This is a genomic window from Pantoea sp. X-Soil-YNGN-785 (assembly GCF_059730585.1).
Map to the genome: position 1 here is coordinate 3,615,463 of NZ_AP035942.1, position 25,738 is coordinate 3,641,200.

Genomic DNA, 25,738 nt, shown 5'->3' on the forward strand with positions numbered 1-25,738 from the left:
GGCACCCGGTTCTCAACAGGTTCAGAACATGACAAACCGTAATCGTATTGGCCTTACCTGGATAAGCTTCTTCTCCTACGCGCTGACCGGCGCGCTGGTGATCGTTACCGGCATGGTAATGGGCGATATCGCAAAAGATTTCCAGATCCCTATCTCCAGCATGAGTAACACCTTCACATTCCTCAACAGCGGCATCCTGGCGGCGGTCTTCCTGAACGCCTGGCTGATGGTGATTGTGCCACTGAAGCGCCAGCTGATTTTCGGCTTCGTCCTGATGGTGCTGGCGATAATCGGGCTGATGACCAGCCGCGATCTGACCATCTTCTCGCTCTGTATGTTTGTGCTGGGCGTGGTCAGCGGCATCACCATGTCGATCGGCACCTTCCTGATCACTCACATGTATGAAGGCCGTCAGCGTGGTTCACGTCTGCTGTTTACCGACTCCTTCTTCAGCATGGCGGGCACGCTGTTTCCGGTGCTGGCAGGCATTCTGCTGGCGCGTCAGCTGCCGTGGTACTGGGTCTACGTCTGCATTGGCGTTATCTACGTCGCCATCTTCGTCATGACGCTGTTTGTGGAGTTCCCGGTGCTGCGTAAGCCTGAGAACAGCCCGACCGTTGAGAAAGAGAAATGGGGTGTGGGCGTGCTGCTACTGGCTGTCGCGGCACTCTGCTACATCCTGGGCCAGCTCGGTTTTATCTCCTGGGTGCCGGAATATGCCACCAAAGTTATGGGCATGAACATCAATGACGCCGGACAACTGGTGGGCAGCTTCTGGACGGCATATATGGTCGGTATGTGGGCCTTCAGCTTCCTGCTGCGCTTCTTCGATCTGCAACGTATTCTGATGGTGCTGGCGGGTCTGGCTACGGTACTGATGTACTGGTTCGTCAGCAGCAGCGATGCCGGCATGCTGAAATGGATCATCATGATTCTGGGCTTCAGCTCAAGTGCTATCTATACCACCATCATCACTCTCGGCTCGCTCCAGACCAAAGTGGCGTCACCGAAGCTGGTGAACTTCATTCTGACCTGCGGCACCGTCGGCACCATGCTGACCTTTGTGGTCACGGCGCCTATCGTTGAGAAAAGTGGTGTGCATACCGCACTGGCGACGGCGAATGCGCTTTACGCCGTGGTATTTGTGATGTGTGCCCTGCTCGGCTTTGTCAGCCGTCATCGTACTCACGGTCACGTCACGCATTAATCCTTCAGGGCGGCGAGCGATCGCCGCCCTGCTCATTAACGTCGGAAATCTACGCGCTCCCGTTCCCGCCAGTAAATCTCACTTTCTGCAGGCTTCGTCTCCGCCACCACCACGCCACGACGCACTGAATAGCGCACCGGGACCTGCCTTCTTACCGCATCAAAACCGCTCTCTGCTGGCAATATAATCAGACTGGCCTCGTTGCCGCTCTGAATGCCATAGCCTGCAAGCTGCATCGTTTTCGCGCTGTTATGCGTAATCAGATCCAGACCCGCATCAATCTGCTCATAGCCCATCAGCTGACAGACATGTAATCCCATATGCAGCACCTGCAGCATGTTGGCGGTGCCCAGCGGATACCAGGGATCAAACACATCGTCATGGCCAAAGCAGACGTTGATCTCTGCCTCCAGCATCTCTTTTACCCGCGTAATGCCGCGCCGCTTAGGATAGGTGTCGAAGCGGCCCTGCAGGTGAATATTAACCAGCGGATTGGCGACAAAGTTAATGCCCGACAGCTTCAGCAGCCGGAACAGCCGTGAGGCGTACGCGCCATTGTAAGAGTGCATCGCGGTGGTATGACTGGCCGTCACGCGTGCGCCGTTGCCGTCGCGATGTGCCAGCGCCGCCACGGTTTCCACAAAGCGCGACTGTTCATCATCGATCTCATCGCAGTGAACATCGATCAGCCGATCATAGCGGTCAGCCAGCGCAAAGGTTTTATGCAGCGACTCGACGCCATATTCGCGGGTGAATTCGTAGTGCGGAATCGCGCCAACGACATCCGCGCCCAGCCGCAGGGCCTCCTCCAGCAACGCTTCGCCGTTAGGATAAGAGAGAATGCCCTCCTGGGGAAACGCCACAATCTGGATGGTGATCCAGGGTGCCATCTCCGCTTTCACTTCCAGCATCGCTTTCAGCGCCGTCAGTGAGGGGTCAGACACGTCAACATGGGTGCGGACAAACTGAATGCCGTTGGCGATCTGCCACTTCAGCGTCTGCAACGCCCGCTGTTTGACATCTTCATGGCTGAGCAGCGCCTTTCGCTCGGCCCAGCGCTCAATTCCTTCAAACAGCGTGCCGGACTGATTCCATGCCGGTTCACCCGCCGTCTGGGTGGTATCCAGATGAATATGCGGCTCAATGAAGGGCGCGCAGGCTAAGCCGCCCTCGCCGTCCAGCGATTGCTCCACCGGAGAAGGCTGCGGCGGCTGGGCTGAAATCCGGGCTATTTTTCCGTCGGCGATTTCGATTTGCCACAATCCTTCCCGCCAGGGTAAACGCACGTTATTGATCCACTTAGGTGACAGCATGGCTGATTCCTTATCCGAAAAACCCGTGTGGTTAAAACTAGCACAATTCCTACCCTCACCCGCAATGCAGGATATTCAGCAGGTTAGCCGCGCCAGATAAACCTAATTAAAATCAACTATATACCTCTTAATGGGTATATGGCGTTGTGGTTGATACATATCAATAAGCGTCAGAAAGGGCGCGCTATTGTAGCCGCAGATATCGCAAATTTGAGGCAAAAATGAGCAAGCACAATGTCGTCGTTATCGGTAACGGCATGGTCGGCCACCGCTTCATAGAAGAGTTACTTGAGAAAGCGGAACCCGACCAGTTTTCGCTGACCGTCTTTTGTGAAGAACCCCGCGTCGCCTACGACCGTGTCCACCTGTCCGCTTACTTCTCCCATCACACCGCCGAAGAGTTGTCGCTGGTTCGTGAAGGCTATTACGACAAACATCAGGTCAATCTGCTGCTGGGCGAGCGCGCCATCACCATTAACCGTGATGAGAAGCTCATCCACTCCAGCACCGGGCGAGCCGTTCACTACGACACGCTGATTTTTGCCACCGGTTCTTATCCGTGGATCCCGCCGATTAAGGGTGCCGAAGGCAGCGACTGCTTTGTCTACCGCACCATCGAAGATCTCAATGCCATTGAAGCCTGCTCGCGCCGCAGCAAACGCGGTGCGGTGATTGGCGGCGGCCTGCTGGGACTGGAAGCCGCGGGCGCGCTGAAAAATCTGGGTATTGAAACCCACGTTATTGAATTTGCGCCGGTACTGATGGCAGAACAGCTCGATCAGCAAGGCGGGGAACAGCTGCGTCGCAAGATTGAGCAGATGGGCGTGCGGGTCCACACCAGCAAAAACACCCAGCAGATAGTGCATCATGAGCACGGCGGTAAAACGCTGCAGTTCGCCGACGGCAGTGCGCTGGAAGTCGATTTCATCGTTTTCTCCACCGGCATCCGCCCGCAGGACAAACTGGCAAAACAGTGTGGATTAACTCTGGGTCCGCGCGGCGGTATCGCCATTGATGACCAGTGCCGCACCAGCGATCCCGCCATTTACGCCATCGGTGAGTGCGCCGCCTGGCAGAATCGCGTCTATGGCCTTGTGGCGCCGGGTTACAAAATGGCGCAGGTCGCCAGCGATCAGCTGCTGGGCCGCGATAATGCGTTTACCGGCGCGGACATGAGCGCCAAACTCAAGCTGCTGGGTGTCGATGTCGGCGGCATTGGCGATGCGCGCGGCACCACGCCAGGCGCACGCAGCGTGGTCTGGCTGGATGAAAGCAAATCGGTCTACAAACGCCTGATTATCAGCGAAGATCAGAAAACCCTGCTGGGTGCGGTGCTGGTGGGCGACACCAGCGACTATGGCAACCTGCTGCAGCTGGTGCTGAATGGTATTCCACTGCCGGATAACCCTGAAGCGCTGATTCTGCCTGCGGGCAGCGGAGATAAACCGGCTATCGGCGTCGACTCCCTGCCAGACAGCGCGCAAATCTGCTCCTGCTTCGACGTCAGCAAAGGCGACATCATCAAAGCGGTTCAGGGTGGCTGTCACACCGTGGCCGCCCTGAAAAGCAGCACCCGAGCCGGTACCGGCTGCGGCGGCTGTATCCCCCTGATCACCCAGGTACTGAACAGTGAACTCAGTCGTCAGGGTATCGAGGTCAATAATCACCTTTGTGCCCACTTCGCCTGGTCACGTCAGGAGTTGTATCACCTGATTCAGGTTGAAGAGATCAAAACCTTTGATGAACTGCTGGCCCGCTATGGTCAGGGTTACGGCTGTGAAATATGCAAGCCTGCGGTGGGCTCCCTGCTCGCCTCCTGCTGGAATGAGTATGTGCTCAAGCCGCAGCACGCGCCGTTACAGGACAGCAACGACCTCTATCTGGGTAATATTCAGAAAGATGGCACCTATTCGGTCATCCCGCGCTCGCCCGGCGGTGAAATTACACCACAGGGACTGAAAGTGATTGGCGAGATCGCCGAACGCTACCAGCTCTACACCAAAATCACCGGGTCGCAGCGCATCGGCTTGTTTGGCGCGCAGAAAGACGATCTGCCCGCTATCTGGTCACAGCTGATCGAGGCCGGATTTGAAACCGGTCAGGCCTATGCTAAAGCGCTGCGTATGGCGAAAACCTGCGTAGGCAGCGCGTGGTGCCGTTACGGCGTGGGCGACAGCCTCGGCTTCGGCGTCATGCTCGAGAACCGCTATAAAGGCATCCGTACACCGCACAAGATGAAGTTTGGTGTCTCTGGCTGCACCCGTGAATGCGCAGAGGCCCAGGGCAAAGATGTCGGTATTATCGCCACCGAAAAAGGCTGGAACCTCTACGTCTGCGGCAACGGCGGCATGAAACCGCGTCATGGCGACCTGCTGGCGGCAGATCTCGATCAGCAGACGCTGGTCACCTATCTTGACCGCTTCATGATGTTCTATATCCGCACCGCCGATCGCCTGCAGCGCACCTCGCTGTGGCTGGAGAGTCTGGAAGGTAGCATCGACTATCTGCGTAGCGTGATCGTGGATGACAAACTCGGCCTTAACAGCCAGATGGAACAGCAGCTCGCCGCGCTGCGCGCCAGCGTTCGCTGTGAATGGCAGGCGACGCTGGAAGATGAGAGCCAGCTGACGCGCTTTGCCCACTTTATCAATTCGCCGCAGCGCGACCCTGCAGTGCAGCGGGTGGCGGAGCGCGACCAGCATCGCCCGGCGCGCCCCGAAGAACGTATTGCCGTGACCCTGATTGAGGAGACCGAACTATGAGCCAGTGGAATCCGGTGTGCCCGCTGACGCAGATCCTGCCCGCCACGGGCGTCTGTGCGCTGGTCAAAGGCCAGCAGGTGGCTATTTTCCGCCCGCGCGACGATGAGCAGCTCTATGCCATCAGCAATATCGACCCGTTTGCCGATGCCAGCGTGCTGTCACGCGGCATTATCGCCGAACATCAGGATGCGCTGTGGGTGGCCAGCCCGCTGAAAAAGCAGCATTTCCGCCTCAGCGATGGCTACTGCATGGAGGATGAAACGCGCTCCGTGGCGGCCTGGCCGGTGCGGGTCAATGCCGGACAGGTTGAAGTCTGCCTGTAACGCCTGTTAACAGCCCGCCTTAGCGGGCTTTTTTAAGGACCTCTGATGGACTATTTTCCCTTGTTCTGCCGCCTGCAGGGCCGACGCTGTCTGCTGGTCGGCGCGGGTGACGTGGCGGAGCGAAAAGCGCGCCTGCTGCTGGAGGCCGGTGCCGATTTGTGGGTCGGAGCCCCCGATTTCTCCCCTGCCTTCCTGCAATGGGCGCAGCAGAAAGCCGTCACGCTGCTGTCGGGGCATTTCGATCCCGCGTGGCTGACCGGCTGCTGGCTGGTGGTCGCCGCCACCAGTGATAACAAGGTCAATCAGCAGGTGGCTGACACAGCTGAAAAACAGCAGATCTTCTGCAATCTGGTGGATGCGCCGCAGCAGGCCAGCGCCATTATGCCGTCGATCATTGACCGCTCACCGCTGATGGTCGCCGTCTCTTCCGGTGGACGCGCGCCGGTGCTGGCGCGGCTGCTGCGGGAGAAACTGGAGGCGATGCTGCCGCAGCATCTGGGTCAGCTAGCGCAGCTGGCGGGCGGCCTGCGCGATCGGGTGAAAAAGCAGTTCGGCTCCCTCAATGCCCGACGCCACTTCTGGGAGCGCTTTTTTAACAGCGAACGGCTGGCCCAGACGCTGGCTAACGGCGACGGTGAACGCGCGGATCAGATTACCGACGCACTTTTTAGCGCAGACCTTCCGCAACAGGGTGAAGTAGCGCTGGTCGGTGCCGGTCCGGGCGATGCCGGATTGCTCACACTCAAAGGCCTGCAGCTGATCCAGCAGGCAGACGTCATCGTCTATGACCGGCTGGTTTCCAATGAAATCCTGAATCTGGTGCGCCGCGATGCCGAATGCATCTTTGTCGGTAAACGCGCCGGACATCACTGCGTGCCGCAGGATGCGATCAACCAGTTGCTCTGCGAACAGGCACAGTGCGGCAAACGCGTGGTGCGGCTGAAAGGCGGCGATCCCTTTATCTTTGGTCGCGGCGGTGAAGAGCTGGAAGCGCTGGCACAGCTGAAGATTCCGTTCAGCGTGGTGCCGGGCATCACCGCGGCATCAGGCTGTGCGGCCTACAGTGGCATTCCCCTGACCCATCGCGATCATGCGCAGAGCGTCAGGCTGGTAACCGGGCATCTGCAGAAATCCGGTACGCTCGCCTGGCAGACGCTGGCGGCAGAACAGCAGACGCTGGTGTTTTATATGGGGCTGGGCCAGGCCGGAGAAATTCAGCAGCAGCTGATAAAACATGGGATGCGCAGCGATATGCCGGTGGCGCTGGTGGAAAACGGCACCAGCACGCGTCAGCGCGTGGTCACCGGGACACTGAACGAACTGGAAGCGTTAGCCGGTCAGGTGAGCAGCCCCAGCCTGATGATTATTGGCAGCGTGGTGAGTCTGCGCGACAGCCTGCGCTGGTTCTGAATGGGCAAATAAAAACGGCGGGCACAATGCCCGCCGTTTTTTATCCGCTCAGCCATTACGGCATCGCGACAAAGCCTACCGCTTCGTAAACCTTCTTCAGCGTTTCCTGCGCCTGTGCGCGTGCTTTCGCCGCGCCATCACGCATTACCTGCTCCAGCAGCGCTTCATCGTTACGGAAGCTGTGATAACGCTCCTGCAGCTCAGAGAGCATGCCCGATACCGCATCGGCTACTGCGCCTTTCAGGTGGCCATACATCTTGCCTTCGAACTCCTGCTCCAGCTCGGCGATGGTTTTACCGGTCACGCCCGACAGAATATCCAGCAGGTTAGAGACGCCCGCTTTCTCTTTGATGTCGTAGCGCACCACTGGCGGCTCTTCAGAATCGGTAACGGCGCGTTTGATCTTCTTCACAACCGCTTTCGGATCTTCCAGCAGGCCGATCACGTTGTTGCGGTTGTCATCAGACTTGGACATCTTTTTGGTCGGTTCCAGCAGCGACATCACGCGCGCGCCAGACTTCGGAATGAACGGCTCTGGTACCCGGAAAATATCGCCATAGATCGCATTGAAGCGATGCGCAATATCGCGGCTCAGCTCCAGGTGCTGCTTCTGATCTTCACCGACCGGCACCTGATTGGTCTGATAGAGCAGAATATCCGCCGCCATCAGCACCGGGTAGTCGAACAGACCGGCATTGATGTTCTCTTCGTAACGCGCTGATTTGTCCTTGAACTGCGTCATACGGCTCAGTTCACCGAAATAGGCGTAGCAGTTCAGGATCCAGCTCAGCTGCGTGTGCTCTGGCACATGCGACTGAACAAAGATGGTGCTTTTTTGCGGGTCGATACCACAGGCCAGATAGAGCGCCAGCGTATCCAGCGTCGCTTTACGCAGTGCAGCAGGATCCTGACGCACGGTGATCGCGTGCAGATCAACAATGCAGTAAATGCAGTGGAAATCATCCTGCATCTGCACCCACTGACGCAGCGCTCCCATATAGTTGCCAATGGTCAGTTCGCCGGACGGCTGTGCGCCGCTGAAAACGATGGGTTTCATACTTAAGTCCTGATATTTACAGCCCCAGTGTGGGCAAAAGTTCGTCGAAAGAGTCGAGGGTTAAATCGGGCTGGCTGGTGGCAATCGGCTCGCCATAGTTATAGCCAAAGGTCATACCGACATTAGGTACGCCTGCCGCCTGCGCCGCCTGGATATCATTGCGAGAGTCGCCAACAAACAGCAACTCGTTCGGCAGTACGCCGAAGGTGCCCAGCACCATGAAGATCGCTGCGGGGTGCGGTTTTTTAACCGGCACATCATCGCCACCGATAATCAGCGAAAACGCATCGGCAATGCCAAGCGATTCAAGCAGCGGTGCCACAAACGGCGTCGGCTTGTTGGTCACAATCGCCATCGGCAGCCCGGAAGCTTTTAAGGCATCCAGCGTCTGCTTCACCTGTGGGAACAGCGTGCTGCCCGCATCCACGGTGTCGGCGTAGTGGCGGTCAAACAGCGCGCGTGCATCGCGCTGCTCTTCCGGCTGCGGCTCACGGCCCAGCGCGAAGGTCAGCGCACGGGCCATCATGATATCGGCACCGTTGCCAATCCAGGTTGAGACACGCTCAAGGCCCGCCTGCGGCAGACGAAGATCCTTCAGCGTGCGGTCGATCGCATCGGCAAGGCCTGGCGCGCTATCCACCAGCGTGCCATCGAGATCAAACGCCAGCGCACGAATATCAGTGAAATGAGCCATTGGCTTTCTCCAGTTCGTTGCGCATATCGTCGATCACTTTTTTATAGTCAGGATGACCAAATATGGCAGAACCCGCGACAAACATATCTGCACCGGCAGCCGCAATCTCGCGGATATTGTCGATCTTCACGCCGCCATCCACTTCAAGACGAATGTTGTAGCCGCTCTGATCGATACGTCTGCGCGCTTCACGCAGTTTATCCAGGGTGCCGGGAATAAATGACTGACCGCCAAAACCTGGGTTCACGGACATCAGCAGAATGATATCCAGCTTATCCATGACGTAATCGAGGTAGCTCAGCGGGGTCGCCGGATTAAACACCATACCCGCTTTACAGCCGTGCTCTTTGATCAGTTGCAGGGTGCGGTCAACGTGCTCGCTGGCTTCCGGATGAAAGGTAATATAGGTGGCACCGGCTTTGGCAAACTCCGGGATCAGCGCATCGACCGGTTTTACCATCAGATGCACATCGATGGGGGCAGTGATGCCATAGTCGCGCAGTGCTTTCAGCACCATCGGACCCATGGTCAGATTAGGGACGTAGTGGTTGTCCATTACGTCGAAGTGAACCACGTCACCTCCGGCCGCCAGCGCTTTGGCTGTGTCTTCGCCCAGGCGGGCAAAATCCGCCGACAGGATTGAAGGGGCCAGCAAATATTGTTTCATCCGATTCTCCCACTGTTGTGCGCCAGCACTCAGGCTGGCGTAATGCGTTGGTCGCGGACGAAACAGACTAGCGATAAAGTGCCAGCAGTTCGTCGACCTTGGTGCGACCGGCTATGCTCCGGCTGATAGATCGCCGTGCTTTGACCACATGTAACACTGCATCCTGATACCATAAACGCGTCAGTGCAGTGTCGTGGTTAGAAATCAGTACCGGAATCCGGTGCTCCGACGCAGCCAGCTGTGCCGCTAACGCCGCCAGATTCTCCTGCTCACGCAGGCTGAAGCTGTTGGTATGATAAGCCGTAAAATTGGCCGTGGCCGACAGCGGTGCATAAGGCGGATCGCAATAGACCACCGAGCCTTTACCAGCACTGGTCAGGGTAACATCGTACGATTCACAGACAAACGTCGCTTTTTGCGCGCGCTCGGCAAACCATAACAGTTCGGCTTCCGGAAAGTAGGGTTTGCGATAGCGGCCAAACGGCACGTTGAACTCACCACGCAGGTTATAGCGGCAGAGGCCGTTGTAACAGTGACGGTTCAGATAGAGGAACAGCAGCGCACGCTGGTAGGCGTCGGTGCTGGTATTAAATTCGGTGCGGCGCTGGTAATAACAGATTTCGTTGTTACCTTCCGGCGTAAACAGCAGCTGCGCGTCACGGATGAAATCCGCAGTACGCGTTTTGACAATGTTGTAGAGATTAATCAGGTCGCTGTTGATATCAGCCAGATGGTAGCGATCAAATTCCGTGTTCAGAAACACCGAACCCGCGCCAACAAATGGCTCGACCAGACAGTCGCCTTGCGGCAGATGACGATGGATCTCTTCTACTAAGGGAAATTTTCCCCCTGCCCATTTCAGGAAAGCGCGATTTTTTTTCATGCTGTCGTGGTTATAACATCTTATTGTGAGGCTGTGGCTGGACCGACAGCAGATCTGCGCTTAAAACGGGGCCAGAGCCTGGCCCCACATCCGCTATTGGCTGGCTTCTTTCTTCACCTGGCTGACGGGTTTTACCCACGGGTTCTTCGCACGCACGTCTGCAGGCAGCGATGCTACAGCGCGTTTGGCATCGGCCGGTGTGGCATAGGAGCCACTCACCAGCACGTACCACGACTGACCGTTACGGGTGGTTTTGTAGACGTGATATCCACTCAGATTTTGTTGCTTAGCCCAGGCATTCAGGCTTTCCGGCTTCGATGCACCGCTCAGCTGCAGAGTGTAGCTGCCACCTGGCAGTGATTTGCTGGCTGAACTGCTGCCCGCAGCCGTGGTAGCTGGCGCAGAACTCACTGGCGTACGCGCTGGCGTGGTGTGCGTTTTGCTGTCACGGGTTACAGGCTTCGATGCTGTTTTATGCGATGAATCGTGCGCCGGACGAGCAGCGGTATTGGATTTGTTCGGTGTCTGACGGACTGAAGGTGCCGTAACAGGATTAGCAGCCGTTCCGGCATTGCCGCTGACCGTTGCTGGCGCCGTTGGCAGTGAACTGCCGCCCTGCGTGCCCATCGCGGCACTGTCAACCTGCTGCTGCTGATTAGTCAGCGCGCTGTTCAGATCGCCCGGCAGCGTGACACGCTGCTGATTCGCAGGCGCATCAACCGGTGCGGCCTGGGTAGGCGTTGAAGCCACAGGCGGCATCGAGATGTCGCGCTGCGGATTAGAGGCAGCATCACCGCTGGTCGCCGCGTTATTTTCGCTGGTGGCGGGGGTAGTCTGCGCACCTGACGGAGGCGTCTGTCCACCGGACATGGAAGAGGAGCCGCCCAGGTCAATGTTCTTCTCGCTGCCGGAACCGCCATTGGCGGCAGGGGTTGTGCCCGCCGTGGTCGGTTTTTTCTCATCCGGGCCATTCAGGGCCGAACCAATCCCCAGTACCAGTAATAGCAGAACCAGGATCCCGACGCCCATCATGATACGCTGGCGCGAAACCGGTGTTTTGGCCGCAGTAGAGGACTTACGAGGGCGCGAGGGACGGCGGTCGCTGGCGTCAGGCTTTAACTCGTCTTCCGGTTTAAACTCATCCATTTTGGCTCCTCCGTAAAGCGGCATTCCGCACTGCGCACCCTGCGCGCCGCGTCACCACTCAACTGCTTAATCTCAGGGTTGCTGACAATCGTTAATTGCAGCCAGCACCATATCATGTGCCACGCCACCACGCACTTCAGAGCGGCCAATCAACAGCGGGAGTATCAGCCGCAGTTCGCCCGCCAGAACTTTTTTATCGCGCATCATGTGCGGCAGATACATCTCTGCACTCATTGCCTGCGGCCCATGCACCGGTAAACCGGCACGCCTGAACAGGGCAATAATGCGGTCGGTCTCTTCCGCCCGGAACTGTCCCAGACGTTCAGCCGTGCGTGCTGCCATTACCATGCCCGCCGCAATCGCTTCACCGTGCAGCCAGTTGCCGTAGCCCATGTGTGCTTCAATCGCATGACCAAAAGTATGGCCCAGATTAAGCAACGCCCGCTGACCGTTTTCACGCTCATCGGCCGCCACGACTTCAGCCTTCAGTTCACAACAGCGACGAATGCAGTACGCCAGCGCCTGTTCATCCAGCGCCAGCAGAGCATCGAGATTCTGCTCCAGCCACTGGAAAAACGCACCGTCGAGGATAATGCCGTACTTAATGACTTCCGCTAAGCCAGACGCCAGCTCACGCGCAGGCAGCGTCTTCAGACAGGCCGTATCAATCACCACTGACGCGGGTTGATAAAACGCGCCGATCATGTTTTTGCCCAGCGGATGGTTAACGGCCGTTTTGCCGCCAACTGAAGAATCAACCTGCGACAGTAAGGTGGTCGGTACCTGGATAAAGCGTACGCCACGCTGATAACTGGCCGCAGCAAAACCGGTAAGATCGCCAATGACGCCGCCGCCTAAGGCGACAAGCGTCGTATCACGACCGTGCGGCTTTTGCAGGAGCGCGGTAAAGACCTGATCCATCACGGCCAGCGTCTTATATTGCTCGCCGTCGGGTAAGATCACCTGATCCACTTTTACACCTGCCGCTGTCAGCCGCGCTGTCAGCTGGTCAAGATAGAGCGGAGCCAGCGTCTGGTTTGTCACCACCATGGCGTTTTCGCCCGCGGTCAGCGGCCAAAAAGAAGCCGGATCGTTAAACAGTCCGGCGGCGATAGTGATGGGGTAACTGCGTTCCCCCAGTGAGACGGTGATCTTCTCCATGATGCCCGATACCTGTTAAAAAGCCTTCGAACGTTGGATCAACTTTTTTCCAACATGTGGATAATCTGATTCGCCACCACTTTTGCACTCTGATCATCTGTGCGAATGGTGACATCGGCGATCTCTTCGTAGAGCGGGTTGCGTTCGCCAGCCAGCGCTTCAAGCACTTCGCGCGGCGGTGAATCCACCTGCAGCAACGGACGTTTTTTGTCACGTTGGGTGCGCGCCAGTTGCTTCTCGATGGTGGTTTCAAGATAAACCACAACACCGCGGGCGGAGAGACGATTACGCGTTTCCCGGGATTTGACGGAACCACCGCCTGTCGCCAGGACGATGCCTTGCTTCTCGGTCAGTTCGTTAATGATTTTTTCTTCGCGATCGCGAAAGCCAGCTTCGCCTTCGACATCAAAAACCCAGCCCACATCCGCTCCGGTGCGTCGCTCAATTTCCTGATCGGAATCGAAGAACTCCATGTTGAGTTGCTGAGCCAACTGACGGCCAATAGTGCTTTTGCCGGCACCCATCGGCCCAACCAGAAAGATATTGCGTTTCTCTGCCATTTTGTCGGTATTACTAAGAATTCGTTAATGATACCCCGCGTTCAGCATTTGCTGGCGGGACAGGAACTGAGACCTCATGAGCGTTAGCAAGAGTCAGATGAAAAATTATCTCAACACTCAAGGCTGTTTGGCAACCGATTATATTGCCTTCAGCACATCCATTTCTGAATTGGCCTGTGTTCGCGAAACTGTAACGCGCCAGCGCTGCGTCTTTACAACGCTGCTTACAGAGGAGTTTTCTGATCTGTTTGCCGGGATTTACCCTGCATAGACGGTTACACCGTATTGAAAATCGCTAAACCTTGTAAGCTAATTCCTCTCCTGCGTCAACGCAGATGGCCTTAAGGGACGCATTTTCCGTTTTATCCAGCCGTAAGCGCTGCTTCCCTGACCAATCGCGGCGTTATGAAGATCACCAGCTCTCTTTTTTTGCGCTGCTCCGATTGCTGACGAAACAACCCGCCAATCAGCGGCACATTTCCCAGCAGTGGCACTTTATTCTCTCCGTGACTGCGCTGCTGCTGAAAGATACCCCCTAACGCCAGTGTTTGCCCGTCACTGACCGTGACCTGCGTCTCAATTTCCTGTTTATCGATGGATAATATGTCACTGTCGCCGGTTCTGATGCTGCGACCCGGCATGTTCTGACTGATATGGATCTTCAGCTGGATGCGGCCATTCCCGGAAATCGTCGGTGTTACCTCCATGCCCAGCACCGCTTCTTTAAACTCAATACTGGTGGCACCGCTGTTTCCCGCCGACACTTCATAAGGTATCTCCGTGCCCTGCTTAATCGACGCGGTCTGCTGATGTGAAGTAAAAAGGCGCGGACTGGCGATGATTTCAATCTGGTTCTCCTGCTCCAGCGCACTTAATTCCAGATCCAGCAGCTGACCGCCGATGCGCGCCAGCGCCATACCCACGCTGATGCCGGGTGAACTCACCGCCAGCGGAATATCCAGCCGGGGATGATGCAGGATGTCTGTCACGGCGGCGTCACCCGCCTGCAATCCCCACTTCACGCCCAGCTCCTGCAGATGTTCTTCGCTGATGGTGACGATATGCGCCGATAGCTCGATTTGCTCCAGTGGCAGGTCCAGCGCCCGTATCCAGCGTTCCGTCTCTTTCAAAGCCGCCGCCGTATCGCGCAGTAACAGGGCGTTAGTGCGTTTATCGACCGTCACGCTACCGCGCGGTGTCATCAGCGACTGCCGTTCAGTCAGCAGGCTGGCATGCACCTCGCTGGCGCTGGCATAGCGCAATATCACGGCGCGCTGCTGCAAAGGCGTCTGCTGCAACTTTTCCTGCTGCTCCGCTTCCCGTGCCTGCTGCTGAGCCTGCTGCCAGCTCTCCGGATAGACCAGCAGCACATTATCCTGTTCTATCAGCGTCAGCTTTGCCATGCGCGCTACCAGGTCCAGCGCCTGATGCCACGGCAGGTTATCAAGCCGCAGCGATAACGACCCTTCCACCTCTGGCGCTATCATCAGGTTGATCTGCTGATAGTCAGCCAGCGCCTGTAAAATGCGCGCTACCGGCGCGTTATCAAATGTCAGGCTGAGAGGCTCCTCATCAGCGGCGTAAACCGGCAGCAGGCAGCTTATGAGCAGCAGCAGAGTAGCTATCCTTTTCATGCGAACGTCCTTTTAAGTAAAACGAAGTCTGTTGTGCAGTGCAGCTATTCGGTACCGCTAAGGAGAGGCTGCGGCGGGTCATCTCAGCGAGTTGCCAGGGCGACAGGGGAAATGGCTTGCCTGTGCGGACTGCGACGCTCTCACCCTGCGGGTTTAGCAGCCAGGCATGAAAATCCGTCTCATGGCCAATGATCCCCTGCAGACGCCAGCCGGTAAGCGGCTCCACGAGCGCCTCACAAATCGAACCGGCAACAGGCCGGAACGGATCACGTGCCAGCACACCGCCACAGCACAGCAGTAAAATCAGCAGGCTATTGCGCATCGTCGGGCTCCAGCCAGAGTTGAGCCACCAGATACTGCGGCTGCGCCAGCAGCTGGAAATGCACCGGAAACGTCAGGGAAGCATCGGCAAGCTCGGCAAAAAGTGACTGAAACGCCGGCCACTGCAGATGCAGGGTCAGCGTGCGTGAAGGATAATCCGGCTGCCACTCTTCCAGCTGATGACGCCGTGCCGCCAGCATCGCTTCCACTGCCCGGCCCGATGCACCCGGTGCAGATCTGGCGGTCTGCATCGACTGCAGCTGCGCCTGCAACTGCGCTATATCCGGGTTCTGGCCCCACTGCCGCCGCCGCTGTTCCAGGGTACGGTTCAACTGCAACAGTTTCTGCTGTTCAGCGATCAGCGTCTGCTGCTGTGGCCGCAACCAGAAAACCCATGAGATCAGTAACAGGCTGGCTGAGACGGCAGCGAGCATGCCGTAACGCGGAAGTGCAGCCATCTGCCACCAGCGATCCCACCACTCATTCATCAGTCACCTCCTTCACCTCTGCCCGCAGTGAAAAGCGATAATGACTATCAGCCTGACGCTTAACGCTGCCCTGCCTCACCTGACCAAACAGCGCGACGGTGGTTAACTGCTCACGGAACTGCCGGACCGCCGCCATATCCTGCGCCAGCCCCTCCAGCGTGAGACGATTGTCGCGCTTCTCCAGCCGGGTCAGCCAGGCGGTGTCAGGCAGTAACGCGGGTAAATCGAGCCAGAACTGATGCCATGCGGTCAGTTGCAATGCCTTCTGGCGCTGCTTCGCCTGCTGTTTTTGCACTGCCGTGCGCTGTGCCAGTAATGTCTTTTGCTGCGCCAGCTGCGCGTCCAGGTTTTCCAGCGCCTGCTGCTGTACCCTGCCCGTCTGCGCCACCTGCTCACGCGCCTGACAGATGCGCCAGCTTTGCTGCATGACTCCCACCAGAACAGCACTCAGCATCAGTGACAGCACGACAAGGCTCTGTCGCCGCTGCTGCTGCTGACGGCGCTGCCGCCACGGCAACAGATTCACTGCGACCATCATTGATCTCCGTCGCGCAGCGCCAGCCCGGCCGCCAGCGCAAAGGCACCCGGATTTTCCGGTAACGGCGGCTGTTTATAATGGAACAGATCAAAAGGGGAAAACGCGCGGGCGCCAGCGGGCAGCGCAGAATTATCGGCTGAGCACCAGACGACAGAACGGGCATCGGGGAAGGCCTGCTGCTGTAGTGCCGCAAGCGTGGCAGCTTCGCCGTTGTCAGCCGCGGTATGCACATCGCTCCAGAGCCAGCGGTTATCCTGCTGCAGCACCAGTACCGCACCCTCCTGCAGCGCGGCCTGGCGGGCCAGCCGCCTGAGCGCTTCGGTAGTCAGCTCGAACACCTGCGGCTTTAATCCCGCCTGCAACAGTGGCGCTGCCCACTGGTCTATAATCTCCAGCCGGGCCGCCGTGACGCAGAGCTGACCGCTCTGTGCATCCGTGCGGTAATCCAGTGCCAGCGCAGCAGGCTCCAGCGGAAAGAGACGGCGCGCGGCCGCCTGCACGTAGTGCCCCAGCGCAGGCTCATTGAGCGACTGTGCGGGCAGGGGAAGCTGGCGCTGCAGTACCAGCCGGGCGGGCAGCGCGACACGCAGCGAGTAACGACGCGGCAACCGCTGACGCCAGGCCGTTAAGGTTGCCAGTAATTCAGGCGAAGATTGCAGCACGCCGTTTCTTAACGTATCTTGCGGCAGCCGCTGCTGCCACCAGTGGCGTAGCTGCCAGCCATCACGACGAGGCTGGAGGGCCAGGGCACAAATCTGCCTATTCTGAATATCCAGCCCAATTTGCCAGGTATGAAAAGCCATGCGCGCGATCTCCTTATCGTCCGGGAAAGATGGACATATCAAAGCGTCTGGCTTGCCTTTATACTACCGCGCGGTTGTTTATAAACTGCTCAAACGACAAGAGATGGGAAATTCCAGGTGAAGTTCGTAAAGTATTTATTGATCCTTGCAGTGTGTTGCATCCTGTTGGGAGCTGGCTCGATTTATGGTTTATACAAATACATAGAGCCACAGCTGCCCGACGTAAACACGCTGAAAGATGTGCGTCTGCAAACCCCGATGCAGGTTTACAGCGCCGATGGCGATTTGATCGCCCAGTATGGCGAAATGCGCCGTATCCCTTTGACTCTGCAGCAAGTGCCACCTGTGATGGTGAAAGCGTTTATTGCGACCGAAGACAGCCGTTTCTATGAGCACCATGGTGTTGACCCGGTGGGTATTTTCCGTGCGGCCAGCATTGCGCTGGTTTCCGGTCACGCCTCACAGGGTGCCAGTACCATCACTCAGCAGCTGGCCCGTAACTTCTTCCTGAGCCCGGAACGCACTCTGATGCGTAAAATAAAGGAAGCGTTCCTGGCGATCCGCATTGAGCAGTTGCTGAACAAAGATGAAATTCTTGAGCTCTACCTGAATAAGATCTACCTCGGCTACCGTGCTTATGGCGTCGGTGCAGCTTCGCAGGTCTATTTTGGTAAGCCGGTTGACCAGCTGTCGCTGAGTGAGATGGCGATGATTGCCGGTCTGCCAAAAGCGCCGTCCACCTTTAACCCGCTTTATTCACCGAGCCGCGCCCTGTCACGCCGCAACGTAGTACTGGCGCGTATGCTGGATCAGCATTACATCACGCAGCAGCAGTATGACGAGGCACGCAATACGCCGCTGGTGGCGAAGTATCACGGTCCGGAAATCGCCTTCTCTGCTCCCTATCTCAGCGAGATGGTGCGTCAGGAGATGGTGAAACGCTACGGCGACAATGCCTATACCGACGGTTACAAGGTTTACACCACTGTCACCCGCCGTCTGCAGGAAGCCGCTCAGACCTCGGTGCGCAATAACGTCATGGCTTACGATATGCGTCATGGCTATCGCGGCCCGACCAGCGTGCTGTGGAAAGTGGGTGAACCTGCCTGGGATCAGACGAAGATTGAGAAGGCGCTGAAGCCGCTGCCGGTCTATGGACCGTTGCATCCGGCCGTGGTCACAGAAGCACGCAGCGATGAAGCGACCGTGATGCTGAAAGATGGCAGCAATGTGTCGCTGGCACTGGCGGGTGTGCGCTGGGCACGTCCTTATAAGTCTGACACCGTGCAGGGCCCGACGCCGAAAAGCGTGACGCAGGTCCTGCAGGCAGGCCAGCAGATTTGGGTGCGTAAAGTGGGTGACGACTGGTGGCTGGGCCAGATGCCGGATGTGAACTCGGCGCTGGTCTCGCTGGACCCGAATGATGGTGCGGTGCGCGCGCTGGTCGGCGGTTTCGCCTTTAACCAGAGCATGTTTAACCGTGCGACCCAGGCGCTGCGCCAGGTCGGTTCTAACATTAAGCCTTTCCTCTATACCGCCGCCATGGATCGCGGCCTGACGCTCGCTTCCATCCTTAACGATGTGCCGATTTCCCGCTGGGATGCGGGTGCCGGTGCGGACTGGCGTCCGAAGAACTCACCGCCAACGTATGATGGTCCGATTCGTCTGCGTCAGGGACTCGGCCAGTCGAAAAACGTCGTCATGGTACGTGCGATGCGTGCGATGGGCGTAGACTACGCCGCAGAGTATCTGCAGCGCTTTGGTTTCCCGGCTCAGAACATTGTGCACACCGAGTCGCTGGCATTGGGTGCAGCCTCATTCACACCGTTACAGGTGGTACGCGGCTACTCCGTAATGGCGAATGGCGGCTTCCTGGTCGATCCTTACTTCATTACCAAAATTGAGAATGAACAGGGCGGCACCGTATTTGAAGAGAAACCGAAGATCGCCTGTCCACAGTGCAATCTGCCGGTCATCTACGGTGAGACCAAAAAAGCGCTGGCGTTGAATGAAGAGAGCGTCGAGAACGTTGCTGCTTCAAATAACAACCAGAATCAGGCGGTTCCTCAGCCTGAATTGGAGCAGGTTCCTGCGCAGGCACAGCAGGGTGAGCAGCAATATGCGCCGCACGTGATCAATACCCCACTCACCTTCCTGATTAAGAGCGCGCTGAACAGTAATATCTTTGGCGAACCGGGCTGGATGGGAACCGGCTGGCGTGCCGGGCGTGACCTCAAGCGTAATGATATCGGCGGCAAAACCGGTACCACCAACAGCTCGAAAGACGCCTGGTTCTCGGGTTACGGCCCTGGCGTGGTGACGTCAGTCTGGATCGGTTTTGATGATGCGCGCCGCAATCTGGGCCGCAGCACGCTCTCCGGTGCGATTCCCGATCAGATTTCGGGCTATGAAGGTGGTGCGAAGAGTGCACAACCGGCATGGGATGAGTACATGAAGAGCGCGCTGGACGGTGTGCCGGTACAGCCGTTAACCCCGCCGGATGGCGTGATCACAGTGACTATCGACCGCAGCACCGGCAAGCTGGCCAATGGCGGTGGCAACACCCGTCAGGAGTACTTCATCAATGGCACCCAGCCAACCGAATATTCGGTGCATGATGTGGGTACGACGATTATGGATAACGGCGAGAGTCACGAGCTGTTCTGATGTGATATCCATCAATTTAAATTGTCTGAGGCTGGTCACTGTAAGGTGACCAGCCTTTTTTATCGGCCCGTTTATCCTGACGAAACAGGCGATGCTTTGCGTACCTGCGCGGCTCAGTCAGTCGGGGCGGGAAATAAGAAAGGTAAAAACCGAAGAAAGCATCATCTGTTGCTGAGAAAAATGCCGATCACTCTGAGCGATCGGCATTAATTGAGTCTGACAATATAAAGCAATGTGTATTAAGCGATTCAGTAAGTGAACCGAAAAAAATAATATAGTTATTATATTGCTATGATTAGCTTAGTCTTCCCTGGTGCCAGCAAATATAATTATTGGCATATCAAACAAACAACGGTTACCAGCGTACTGTTAATTACGATAAATAACAGGAGGAATACTAACTCTTGCGCATCGCTTATCATCATGATAAGAATAGAAAGCTCAAAAAACCTCTAATTTGATTTAATCACCTATGGATATTTTGTATATGGAAATTAAAGTGGGCCATACGCAAGACCCCAAAACCGAAGAATATATTATTCAGCGACTCTGGCAGCATAATGGACGCTTTGCTGACATTAACATGAAAACGCTGAATGTTATCCTGTATGACGATCAGCAAAATATCCAGGGTGGCCTGTTAGCCCATACCTGGTGCGGCACATTGGATATTCACTACCTCTGGATAGATGATGCCTGGCGCCTGCTTGGTACCGGACGTCAGCTGATGCAGACGGCGGAAGAGGAAGCACGAAATCGAGGCTGCCATATGTCCGTCGTTGACACGTTAAGTTTTCAGGCGCGTGGTTTCTACGAAAAGCTGGGTTATCGCGTTTATGGCGAACAGGATGGCTATGCGCAGCGCTACGCACGTTATTATCTGGCAAAAAGATTATAATCTGAACGCTTTCAGCGAGGCGCCATGGACAGCCCATACCGTAGTATCGATGAATTCATTTCTGCATTCGCCACCACCATGGATTTATTACCAACGCCCTGGGGTTTTAAGAATGCTGCATCGCAGCATCTTTATATGAATGAAGCTGCGAAATTGTATACTGCTACGCCTAAAAGTTATTTATTAGAGGGAAAAAAAGACTGTGAGTTTCCCACGCGCTGGAGTGATTGCGCCGATGAATTCTGCGATCACGATCAACAGGTAAAATTGAATAACCGTTGCGTAGCCGTGATTGAAACCCATTACTGGTATGGCAACAATTATCTCACCCCGTTTATCAGTGAAAAATACCCTGTTTTCGACAATCGAAATCAGTGGCTGGGCTGCATCTGGAATGCTCGTCCGGTTGATAACCTTACGGCAATGATCTTTATCGACCCCAGAAAATCCTCTGTACTGACGACGCGTCTGGAACATGCCCTGTTCACCCCCGCCGAGCTGGATGTCATTTTTCTGCTGCTACGGCGCTTCAGCGCAAAAGAGATCGCCCGCATCTATAACCTCAGCGTAAAAACTGTCGGTAATCGCATCACCACGCTGTATCAAAAAGCGGGTGTGCATTCGCTACAACAATTTGAAAGCTACTGCCGTGCGGAGTCACTGGAGAATTATCTGCCAGAGCGGTTTCTCAGCACAGGCGTTATTTATATATAAACGGTAAGGAAACCCTGTCGTGAGTAAATTTGATGATTATCCACTGAGCCCTGTCCCGGCAAACAAACGGCTCTCACTGCTGAGCGTCGCTATTGTGCATATGGGTATGCTGACTGCGCTGGATCAGTTTATGCTCGGCGCGGTTCTGGGCAACAGCATGACGCTGGCAGAGGCGTTTACCGCAATCACGCTGGCCAGCCTGCTGTTTGGCGTGCTGACCTTTGCGCTCGGCTATGCAGGAATGCGCGAGGGACTGCCGGGGAGCTTGCTGGCGCGCTGGTGTGGTTTTGGTCGCCACGGCTCTGTGCTGATTGGCCTGCTGGTCGCGGTCAGCCTGCTGGGATGGTTCGGCATTCAGAACGCGGTGTTTGCCCGATCGCTGAGCTATGCCCTGAATGGCAAGCTCAGCTTTGCAGAGTCGGCCGCACTCTCAGGTACCGTGTTGACGTTACTGGTTACCTTTGGCTTTAAGGCGCTACGCTTTACCGCACGCATTGCGGTTCCGCTTTTCATCGCGCTGGTCGGCTGGATTTTCTGGCACGCATTTCACAGCCAGTCTGGCCAGAATATACCGCCGGTTATCGCCAGCCAGGCCATTACCATAAGCGCCGCGATGACCATGGTGATTGGCGGCGCAATTCTTGCCAGCCTGATGACGCCTGACCTGACGCGCTTCTCACGTCACGGCAAAGATGTGTTTGCCATCACGCTGCTGACCATTCTGGCGGGCGAATATGGGGTCAATGGCGTAGCGATTCTTATCGCCAGAGAATTGCAGACATCAGATATCATCGCGATTATTACGCAAACCACCAGTTCACTGGGTTTGCTGGCTGTCGTTTTTTCTACCCTGCGCATCAATGACCTGAATCTCTATTCATCCACGTTGGGCATCGCTAACGCGATTGAAGGCGTGACCGGCTATAAACCGCGTTATCAGATGATTACGCTGCTGCTGGGGCTGCTCGGTACACTCTGTTCAGTGTTCGGGATTCTTGATCGTTTTGTCGATTTTCTGGAACTGCTGGGCGTCATCTTCCCGCCGATACTGGGCGTAATGATCGTTGACTATTACGTACTGAAAACTGACCGACAGACGCTGGCGCTCAGTCGTACCAGCGATGCCTTACCGGCAACCTCCCAGCTTATTGGCTGGCCCGCGCTGATCGCCAGCGTCGCAGGTGCAGCCACGGGTCTGCTGGTTGAGCGCGGCGTACCGGTGCTTAATTCAATTCTTGTCGCGTGTGTCATTTACCTGCTGACCGCGCCACTCTTAAAGCGATCATCGTCCTTACAGGAAAAAGTTACTGCTGAATAAAGCAAAAACGCGCCTGTGGCAGGCGCGTTTCTTTTCTCAGCCGTTACGCTTCAGTAATTCAGCCGCCCCTGTTTCACCAGCCATTCGCGCGCCATAAACAGCGCACTGACATTGCGTGCTTCGCGGAAATCGGGTTCGTCCAGCAGCGACAGCATATCGCTCAGCGGCCAGCGGTGGACAATCAGCGGCTCCGGCTCATCGCCTTCCAGCTTTTCGGCGTAGAGACCTTCCGCTATCACAATATTCATCTTGCTGGAAAAATAGGAGGGGGCCATTGTGAGCTTACCCAGCGTGGTCAGCTGTTCGGCACCAAAACCCACCTCTTCTTTCAGTTCGCGCACCGCCGCTTCATTCACGGTTTCACCTGCATCGATCAGCCCTTTCGGAAAACCCAGCTCGTAAGTTTCCAGTCCGACGGCATACTCCTGAATCAGGATCAGATGGTCATCAATAATCGGCACAATCATCACCGCTTCACGCTCAGAGGGCTTCATCCGCTCATAAACGCGATGCGCCCCATTGCTGAAAGCCAGATCGACCGACTCAATAGTGAATAACCGTGAACGTGCCACGGCGGTGATATTGAGGATGTCGGGTTTTTTTGGAATTTTCATATCAGCCTCAAATTATTCTGCGTCGGCTATCTGGAGCGAATTAGCATACCTAACCAAAGGCAATTGTGCGACAGTCAGGCAATGACGTTATCGTTGCATAGATTACAGCGATTGAATAACAGCCTTTGGTGATCAGTTAAGACTAAATTTGCATTAGTCAATATGCTGCGATAAGTTTCAGATAATACCGATATTTAATCCAGTCTGTGCCAGTTACCATTCGGACAAGGCAGGGTTTAACAAATGCCAATAAGATATACGCTGGCACTATTTCATCGGGTGTCTGACTCCTCAGGGTTATATAATCTTCCGGAATGCCTCTTTTATAGTGAGCATAACCGGAGGCGAAAGTTTAAAGTGAAGGCAGCATTTTGGCTGAATTGAGCAGAGCATGAGCACAATCTTTATGATCCTGGCCATAGTGCTGACCTGTTCAATCCTGGCAGGTATTGGGTTCTGGTACGCTATGCGGCATCGCCCGCCGTTGGCGAAACCGCTGCCATTCATCAGTCCGCCCTGCCGTAAACTTTCTGCCCAGGAGCGTGAGGCGGTCGATAAATATGTCGCCGCGCTGGAAAAGCAGCCCCGTACCACGCTGACTACCGATAAGCGCAGCGCGCCTGAACGTCTGACACTCACGGCGCAGAGCAGCAATGTCTATCCGGTTACCCGCGCCATTACCCGCTATGGCCTCTCGACTGACGATCCCCATAAATGGCGCTACTATCTGGATGAAGTTGAAGTTCATCTGCCGCCGCTGTGGGAACAGTACATCACCGACGAAAACTACGTTGAGTTAATCCGCACCCAGTCCATTCCGCTGGTAATCTCACTGAACGGCCACTCGCTGGTGGATTACGCGGTCGACCAGCAATCGCTGCCAACACTGATGCGCCCGGTGTCGACCAACGCCTCTATCCGCAAAGCAGAAACGGAAAATGTCGAACTGCTGCAGGTGCGCAAAGAGACAGCGGAAGAGTATCGGCTGTCACGGCCAGACGGCACGCGTGAAGCGGTGATGATCTCCCTTGCCTTCTTACTCTTTTTCTTCAGCCTGCTAGTGCCCACCACACTAATGATCTGGCTGGTACTGACGGGCGCAGTCACGATCGCGGCCAGTCTGTGGCTGCTCTATCGTATTCCCGGTGAGCGCGGATTGCGTGATATTCACTGCCTGCGCGGCGCGCCAAAGCGCTGGGGCCTGTTCAGCGAATCTAATCAGGAGCAGAGCAACATTACGCTGGGGATTATTGACCTGGCCTATCCCCCGCACTGGCAGCCCTATGTGGCACACGATCTCGGTCAGGTGACGGATGTCGAAATCTACCTCAACCGCCAGGTGGTGCGTCAGGGACGTTTCCTGTCGCTGCAGGATGAAGTCAAAAACTTCCCTATCCAGCGCTGGCGGAAAAACGTGGTGCTGGCCTGTGGTTCGCTGATGGTGCTGACCATGCTGGTCACCTGGATCCCGCTGGGTATGCCGATTAAGCTCAGTCTGGCCTGGGCCAGAGGCACGGATAGTCTGGAGGTCAACAGCGTCGATAAACTCAGCAGCGTGCCGCTGAATATTGGCGACAACCTCAAAGTGAGTGGCACTGGCATGTGTTCCGTGCCGGACAACTACCAGAGCAACCGCAGTTACGCCTATATGCCGTTTGACTGCTCGGCGGTCTACTGGAATAACGCCATGCCATTGCCGCAGCCACAATCTGACATCATAGACAAAGCCGCGGCGCTGCTGGATACCACGACAAAGCAGCTGCATCCGGAAACCAATACCGATCCCAAACTCAATCCACAGCTGGCGTCCGCGATTCAGAAGTCCGGCATGATTCTGCTGGATGATTTCTCCGATCTGGTGATGAAAACGCAGGATCTCTGCAATCAGCCGCAGGACTGTATGCGCCTGAAAAATGCGCTGGTGAACCTGGGCAATGCTAAAGACTGGGAAGCGCTGATGCGCCGGGCAGATTCCGGTCAGCTCAACGGCATGAATGTGCTGCTGCGGCCGGTAAGCGCCGAAGCGCTGGAAAATCTGGTCAATACCGCCACCTCGACCTTCTTTTTCCGTGAAACCCGTCGTGCGGCAGAAAATCTCAACAGCCCGCCGCCAGGGGGATTCCTGATCGTTAGCGACGAGGGTCGCCAGCTGGTGAATCAGCCACAGCCCACCGTGTCACTGTTTGATCTTGATCCACCCTCTCAGTGGCACGAGCTGCAACGTATTTCTGCCATGCTGCTGCACACGCCGTTCAGCGCCAGCGGCATCATTACTGGCATTTCTACCGATGCCAACGGCACACGTCACATCATGCTGCACAATGAACCGGACGCTATGGCGCAGTGGCGCTATCTCGGCACCGTATTGCTGCTGCTGGTGCTGCTGACCTGCGGCGTGATCAACGGACTGCTGGCGCTGCGTCGCATGCACCGTAATCGCCAGCGCATGATCGATATCCAGCAATACTACGACAAGTGTTTCAACCATAACCTCGGCACTTTGCAGAGCGTGCGCTCGATATTCTGAGCCCTGCCCTTCTGTGCTACCCTGTCGCCCGGT

Annotated in this window: 24 protein-coding genes; 10 read left to right on the forward strand and 14 right to left on the reverse strand. The window is 56.3% G+C overall.

Annotated elements, in window-relative coordinates:
• Positions 1 to 28: 28 nt before the first annotated feature.
• Entirely contained in the window at positions 29 to 1,207 is a 1,179-nt protein-coding gene (gene tsgA, locus AC6I8E_RS16900) for an MFS transporter TsgA (RefSeq protein ID WP_033734170.1), read from the forward strand.
• 35 nt (positions 1,208 to 1,242) lie between these two features.
• On the opposite strand, the gene AC6I8E_RS16905 is transcribed toward tsgA, so the two are convergent.
• Positions 1,243 to 2,520, reverse strand: a complete 1,278-nt coding sequence (locus tag AC6I8E_RS16905; protein WP_497824237.1) for a cytosine deaminase — start codon at positions 2,518 to 2,520, stop codon at positions 1,243 to 1,245.
• Positions 2,521 to 2,741: 221 nt separating this feature from the next.
• On the opposite strand from AC6I8E_RS16905, the gene nirB reads away from it, so the two are divergent.
• From nirB to cysG, 3 genes are read left to right on the forward strand one after another with little or no spacing between them, the layout of a single operon-like run.
• Positions 2,742 to 5,282, forward strand: coding sequence for a nitrite reductase large subunit NirB (gene nirB / locus AC6I8E_RS16910; protein WP_497824238.1), 2,541 nt, complete (start codon positions 2,742 to 2,744; stop codon positions 5,280 to 5,282).
• Positions 5,279 to 5,605 carry a nitrite reductase small subunit NirD gene (gene nirD, locus AC6I8E_RS16915; RefSeq protein ID WP_013359274.1) on the forward strand — a complete coding sequence of 109 codons (327 nt, stop codon included), beginning with the start codon at positions 5,279 to 5,281 and terminating at the stop codon, positions 5,603 to 5,605. Before nirB ends, nirD begins: the two co-directional genes overlap by 4 nt.
• Before the next feature lie 45 nt (positions 5,606 to 5,650).
• Positions 5,651 to 7,015, forward strand: coding sequence for a siroheme synthase CysG (cysG, locus tag AC6I8E_RS16920; protein ID WP_497824239.1), 1,365 nt, complete (start codon positions 5,651 to 5,653; stop codon positions 7,013 to 7,015).
• Between the two features lie 55 nt (positions 7,016 to 7,070).
• On the opposite strand, the gene trpS is transcribed toward cysG, so the two are convergent.
• The 7 genes from trpS to aroK all read right to left on the reverse strand — a co-directional run bounded on the left by trpS (position 7,071) and on the right by aroK (position 13,183).
• Complete coding sequence (gene trpS / locus AC6I8E_RS16925; RefSeq protein ID WP_013359276.1) at positions 7,071 to 8,072, reverse strand: tryptophan--tRNA ligase; 1,002 nt, start codon at positions 8,070 to 8,072, stop codon at positions 7,071 to 7,073.
• A 16-nt stretch (positions 8,073 to 8,088) separates the two neighbouring features.
• Positions 8,089 to 8,766 (reverse strand): phosphoglycolate phosphatase, encoded by a 678-nt coding sequence (locus AC6I8E_RS16930; RefSeq protein ID WP_147789583.1) that lies wholly within the window; start codon positions 8,764 to 8,766, stop codon positions 8,089 to 8,091.
• A complete protein-coding gene (rpe, locus tag AC6I8E_RS16935; RefSeq protein WP_013359278.1) occupies positions 8,750 to 9,433 on the reverse strand; it encodes a ribulose-phosphate 3-epimerase in 684 nt (227 codons plus the stop codon). Before rpe ends, AC6I8E_RS16930 begins: the two co-directional genes overlap by 17 nt.
• A 67-nt stretch (positions 9,434 to 9,500) precedes the next feature.
• Positions 9,501 to 10,316 carry an adenine-specific DNA-methyltransferase gene (gene dam, locus AC6I8E_RS16940; protein ID WP_013359279.1) on the reverse strand — a complete coding sequence of 272 codons (816 nt, stop codon included), beginning with the start codon at positions 10,314 to 10,316 and terminating at the stop codon, positions 9,501 to 9,503.
• A gap of 93 nt (positions 10,317 to 10,409) precedes the next feature.
• Positions 10,410 to 11,462, reverse strand: a complete 1,053-nt coding sequence (locus AC6I8E_RS16945) for an SPOR domain-containing protein (RefSeq protein ID WP_147789584.1) — start codon at positions 11,460 to 11,462, stop codon at positions 10,410 to 10,412.
• A gap of 72 nt (positions 11,463 to 11,534) precedes the next feature.
• Entirely contained in the window at positions 11,535 to 12,623 is a 1,089-nt protein-coding gene (aroB, locus tag AC6I8E_RS16950; protein ID WP_147789585.1) for a 3-dehydroquinate synthase, read from the reverse strand.
• A 38-nt stretch (positions 12,624 to 12,661) separates the two neighbouring features.
• Entirely contained in the window at positions 12,662 to 13,183 is a 522-nt protein-coding gene (gene aroK, locus AC6I8E_RS16955; protein WP_003852989.1) for a shikimate kinase AroK, read from the reverse strand.
• Between the two features lie 97 nt (positions 13,184 to 13,280).
• Here aroK and AC6I8E_RS16960 point away from each other — a divergent pair, with 97 nt between their 5' ends.
• A complete protein-coding gene (locus AC6I8E_RS16960; protein ID WP_223811662.1) occupies positions 13,281 to 13,454 on the forward strand; it encodes a hypothetical protein in 174 nt (57 codons plus the stop codon).
• 91 nt (positions 13,455 to 13,545) lie between these two features.
• On the opposite strand, the gene hofQ is transcribed toward AC6I8E_RS16960, so the two are convergent.
• Genes hofQ through pilM form a run of 5 tightly spaced genes read right to left on the reverse strand, consistent with a single transcriptional unit; the run spans position 13,546 to position 16,967 of the window.
• Positions 13,546 to 14,817 carry a DNA uptake porin HofQ gene (gene hofQ / locus AC6I8E_RS16965; protein WP_497824240.1) on the reverse strand — a complete coding sequence of 424 codons (1,272 nt, stop codon included), beginning with the start codon at positions 14,815 to 14,817 and terminating at the stop codon, positions 13,546 to 13,548.
• The gene (locus AC6I8E_RS16970; RefSeq protein ID WP_497824241.1) at positions 14,756 to 15,139 is read right to left on the reverse strand and encodes a HofP DNA utilization family protein; all 384 of its coding nucleotides are present in this window, start codon (positions 15,137 to 15,139) and stop codon (positions 14,756 to 14,758) included. Before AC6I8E_RS16970 ends, hofQ begins: the two co-directional genes overlap by 62 nt.
• A complete protein-coding gene (locus AC6I8E_RS16975) occupies positions 15,129 to 15,626 on the reverse strand; it encodes a HofO family protein (protein ID WP_195857622.1) in 498 nt (165 codons plus the stop codon). The genes AC6I8E_RS16970 and AC6I8E_RS16975 overlap by 11 nt, the downstream gene beginning before the upstream one ends.
• The gene (locus tag AC6I8E_RS16980; RefSeq protein WP_497824242.1) at positions 15,619 to 16,164 is read right to left on the reverse strand and encodes a PilN domain-containing protein; all 546 of its coding nucleotides are present in this window, start codon (positions 16,162 to 16,164) and stop codon (positions 15,619 to 15,621) included. Before AC6I8E_RS16980 ends, AC6I8E_RS16975 begins: the two co-directional genes overlap by 8 nt.
• Complete coding sequence (gene pilM, locus AC6I8E_RS16985) at positions 16,161 to 16,967, reverse strand: type IV pilus biogenesis protein PilM (RefSeq protein WP_497824243.1); 807 nt, start codon at positions 16,965 to 16,967, stop codon at positions 16,161 to 16,163. The genes AC6I8E_RS16980 and pilM overlap by 4 nt, the downstream gene beginning before the upstream one ends.
• A 117-nt stretch (positions 16,968 to 17,084) precedes the next feature.
• On the opposite strand from pilM, the gene mrcA reads away from it, so the two are divergent.
• From mrcA to AC6I8E_RS17005, 4 genes are all read left to right on the forward strand, one after another.
• On the forward strand, positions 17,085 to 19,634 hold the full coding sequence (gene mrcA / locus AC6I8E_RS16990) for a peptidoglycan glycosyltransferase/peptidoglycan DD-transpeptidase MrcA (protein WP_497824244.1): 2,550 nt from the start codon (positions 17,085 to 17,087) through the stop codon (positions 19,632 to 19,634).
• Positions 19,635 to 20,121: 487 nt separating this feature from the next.
• Positions 20,122 to 20,532 carry a GNAT family N-acetyltransferase gene (locus AC6I8E_RS16995; RefSeq protein WP_497824245.1) on the forward strand — a complete coding sequence of 137 codons (411 nt, stop codon included), beginning with the start codon at positions 20,122 to 20,124 and terminating at the stop codon, positions 20,530 to 20,532.
• Positions 20,533 to 20,556: 24 nt separating this feature from the next.
• Positions 20,557 to 21,246: a helix-turn-helix transcriptional regulator gene (locus AC6I8E_RS17000; RefSeq protein WP_497824246.1), complete on the forward strand. Its 690-nt coding sequence runs from the start codon at positions 20,557 to 20,559 to the stop codon at positions 21,244 to 21,246.
• 19 nt (positions 21,247 to 21,265) lie between these two features.
• The gene (locus AC6I8E_RS17005; protein WP_497824247.1) at positions 21,266 to 22,564 is read left to right on the forward strand and encodes a cytosine permease; all 1,299 of its coding nucleotides are present in this window, start codon (positions 21,266 to 21,268) and stop codon (positions 22,562 to 22,564) included.
• A gap of 50 nt (positions 22,565 to 22,614) precedes the next feature.
• On the opposite strand, the gene nudE is transcribed toward AC6I8E_RS17005, so the two are convergent.
• Positions 22,615 to 23,178 (reverse strand): ADP compounds hydrolase NudE, encoded by a 564-nt coding sequence (gene nudE / locus AC6I8E_RS17010; RefSeq protein ID WP_033784164.1) that lies wholly within the window; start codon positions 23,176 to 23,178, stop codon positions 22,615 to 22,617.
• 391 nt (positions 23,179 to 23,569) lie between these two features.
• Between nudE and AC6I8E_RS17015 the strand changes: the two genes are divergently transcribed.
• Entirely contained in the window at positions 23,570 to 25,705 is a 2,136-nt protein-coding gene (locus tag AC6I8E_RS17015; protein ID WP_497824248.1) for an intracellular growth attenuator family protein, read from the forward strand.
• Positions 25,706 to 25,738 lie beyond the last annotated feature (33 nt).

Excerpts from the sequence above, each read along its gene's own strand:
- tsgA (WP_033734170.1), top strand. The coding sequence starts at position 29 with ATGACAAACCGTAATCGTATTGGCCTTACCTGGATAAGCTTCTTCTCC.
- AC6I8E_RS16905 (WP_497824237.1), bottom strand. The coding sequence starts at position 2,520 with ATGCTGTCACCTAAGTGGATCAATAACGTGCGTTTACCCTGGCGGGAA.
- nirB (WP_497824238.1), top strand. The coding sequence starts at position 2,742 with ATGAGCAAGCACAATGTCGTCGTTATCGGTAACGGCATGGTCGGCCAC.
- nirD (WP_013359274.1), top strand. The coding sequence starts at position 5,279 with ATGAGCCAGTGGAATCCGGTGTGCCCGCTGACGCAGATCCTGCCCGCC.
- cysG (WP_497824239.1), top strand. The coding sequence starts at position 5,651 with ATGGACTATTTTCCCTTGTTCTGCCGCCTGCAGGGCCGACGCTGTCTG.
- trpS (WP_013359276.1), bottom strand. The coding sequence starts at position 8,072 with ATGAAACCCATCGTTTTCAGCGGCGCACAGCCGTCCGGCGAACTGACC.
- AC6I8E_RS16930 (WP_147789583.1), bottom strand. The coding sequence starts at position 8,766 with ATGGCTCATTTCACTGATATTCGTGCGCTGGCGTTTGATCTCGATGGC.
- rpe (WP_013359278.1), bottom strand. The coding sequence starts at position 9,433 with ATGAAACAATATTTGCTGGCCCCTTCAATCCTGTCGGCGGATTTTGCC.
- dam (WP_013359279.1), bottom strand. The coding sequence starts at position 10,316 with ATGAAAAAAAATCGCGCTTTCCTGAAATGGGCAGGGGGAAAATTTCCC.
- AC6I8E_RS16945 (WP_147789584.1), bottom strand. The coding sequence starts at position 11,462 with ATGGATGAGTTTAAACCGGAAGACGAGTTAAAGCCTGACGCCAGCGAC.
- aroB (WP_147789585.1), bottom strand. The coding sequence starts at position 12,623 with ATGGAGAAGATCACCGTCTCACTGGGGGAACGCAGTTACCCCATCACT.
- aroK (WP_003852989.1), bottom strand. The coding sequence starts at position 13,183 with ATGGCAGAGAAACGCAATATCTTTCTGGTTGGGCCGATGGGTGCCGGC.
- AC6I8E_RS16960 (WP_223811662.1), top strand. The coding sequence starts at position 13,281 with ATGAAAAATTATCTCAACACTCAAGGCTGTTTGGCAACCGATTATATT.
- hofQ (WP_497824240.1), bottom strand. The coding sequence starts at position 14,817 with ATGAAAAGGATAGCTACTCTGCTGCTGCTCATAAGCTGCCTGCTGCCG.
- AC6I8E_RS16970 (WP_497824241.1), bottom strand. The coding sequence starts at position 15,139 with ATGCGCAATAGCCTGCTGATTTTACTGCTGTGCTGTGGCGGTGTGCTG.
- AC6I8E_RS16975 (WP_195857622.1), bottom strand. The coding sequence starts at position 15,626 with ATGAATGAGTGGTGGGATCGCTGGTGGCAGATGGCTGCACTTCCGCGT.
- AC6I8E_RS16980 (WP_497824242.1), bottom strand. The coding sequence starts at position 16,164 with ATGATGGTCGCAGTGAATCTGTTGCCGTGGCGGCAGCGCCGTCAGCAG.
- pilM (WP_497824243.1), bottom strand. The coding sequence starts at position 16,967 with ATGGCTTTTCATACCTGGCAAATTGGGCTGGATATTCAGAATAGGCAG.
- AC6I8E_RS16995 (WP_497824245.1), top strand. The coding sequence starts at position 20,122 with ATGGAAATTAAAGTGGGCCATACGCAAGACCCCAAAACCGAAGAATAT.
- AC6I8E_RS17000 (WP_497824246.1), top strand. The coding sequence starts at position 20,557 with ATGGACAGCCCATACCGTAGTATCGATGAATTCATTTCTGCATTCGCC.
- nudE (WP_033784164.1), bottom strand. The coding sequence starts at position 23,178 with ATGAAAATTCCAAAAAAACCCGACATCCTCAATATCACCGCCGTGGCA.
- AC6I8E_RS17015 (WP_497824248.1), top strand. The coding sequence starts at position 23,570 with ATGAGCACAATCTTTATGATCCTGGCCATAGTGCTGACCTGTTCAATC.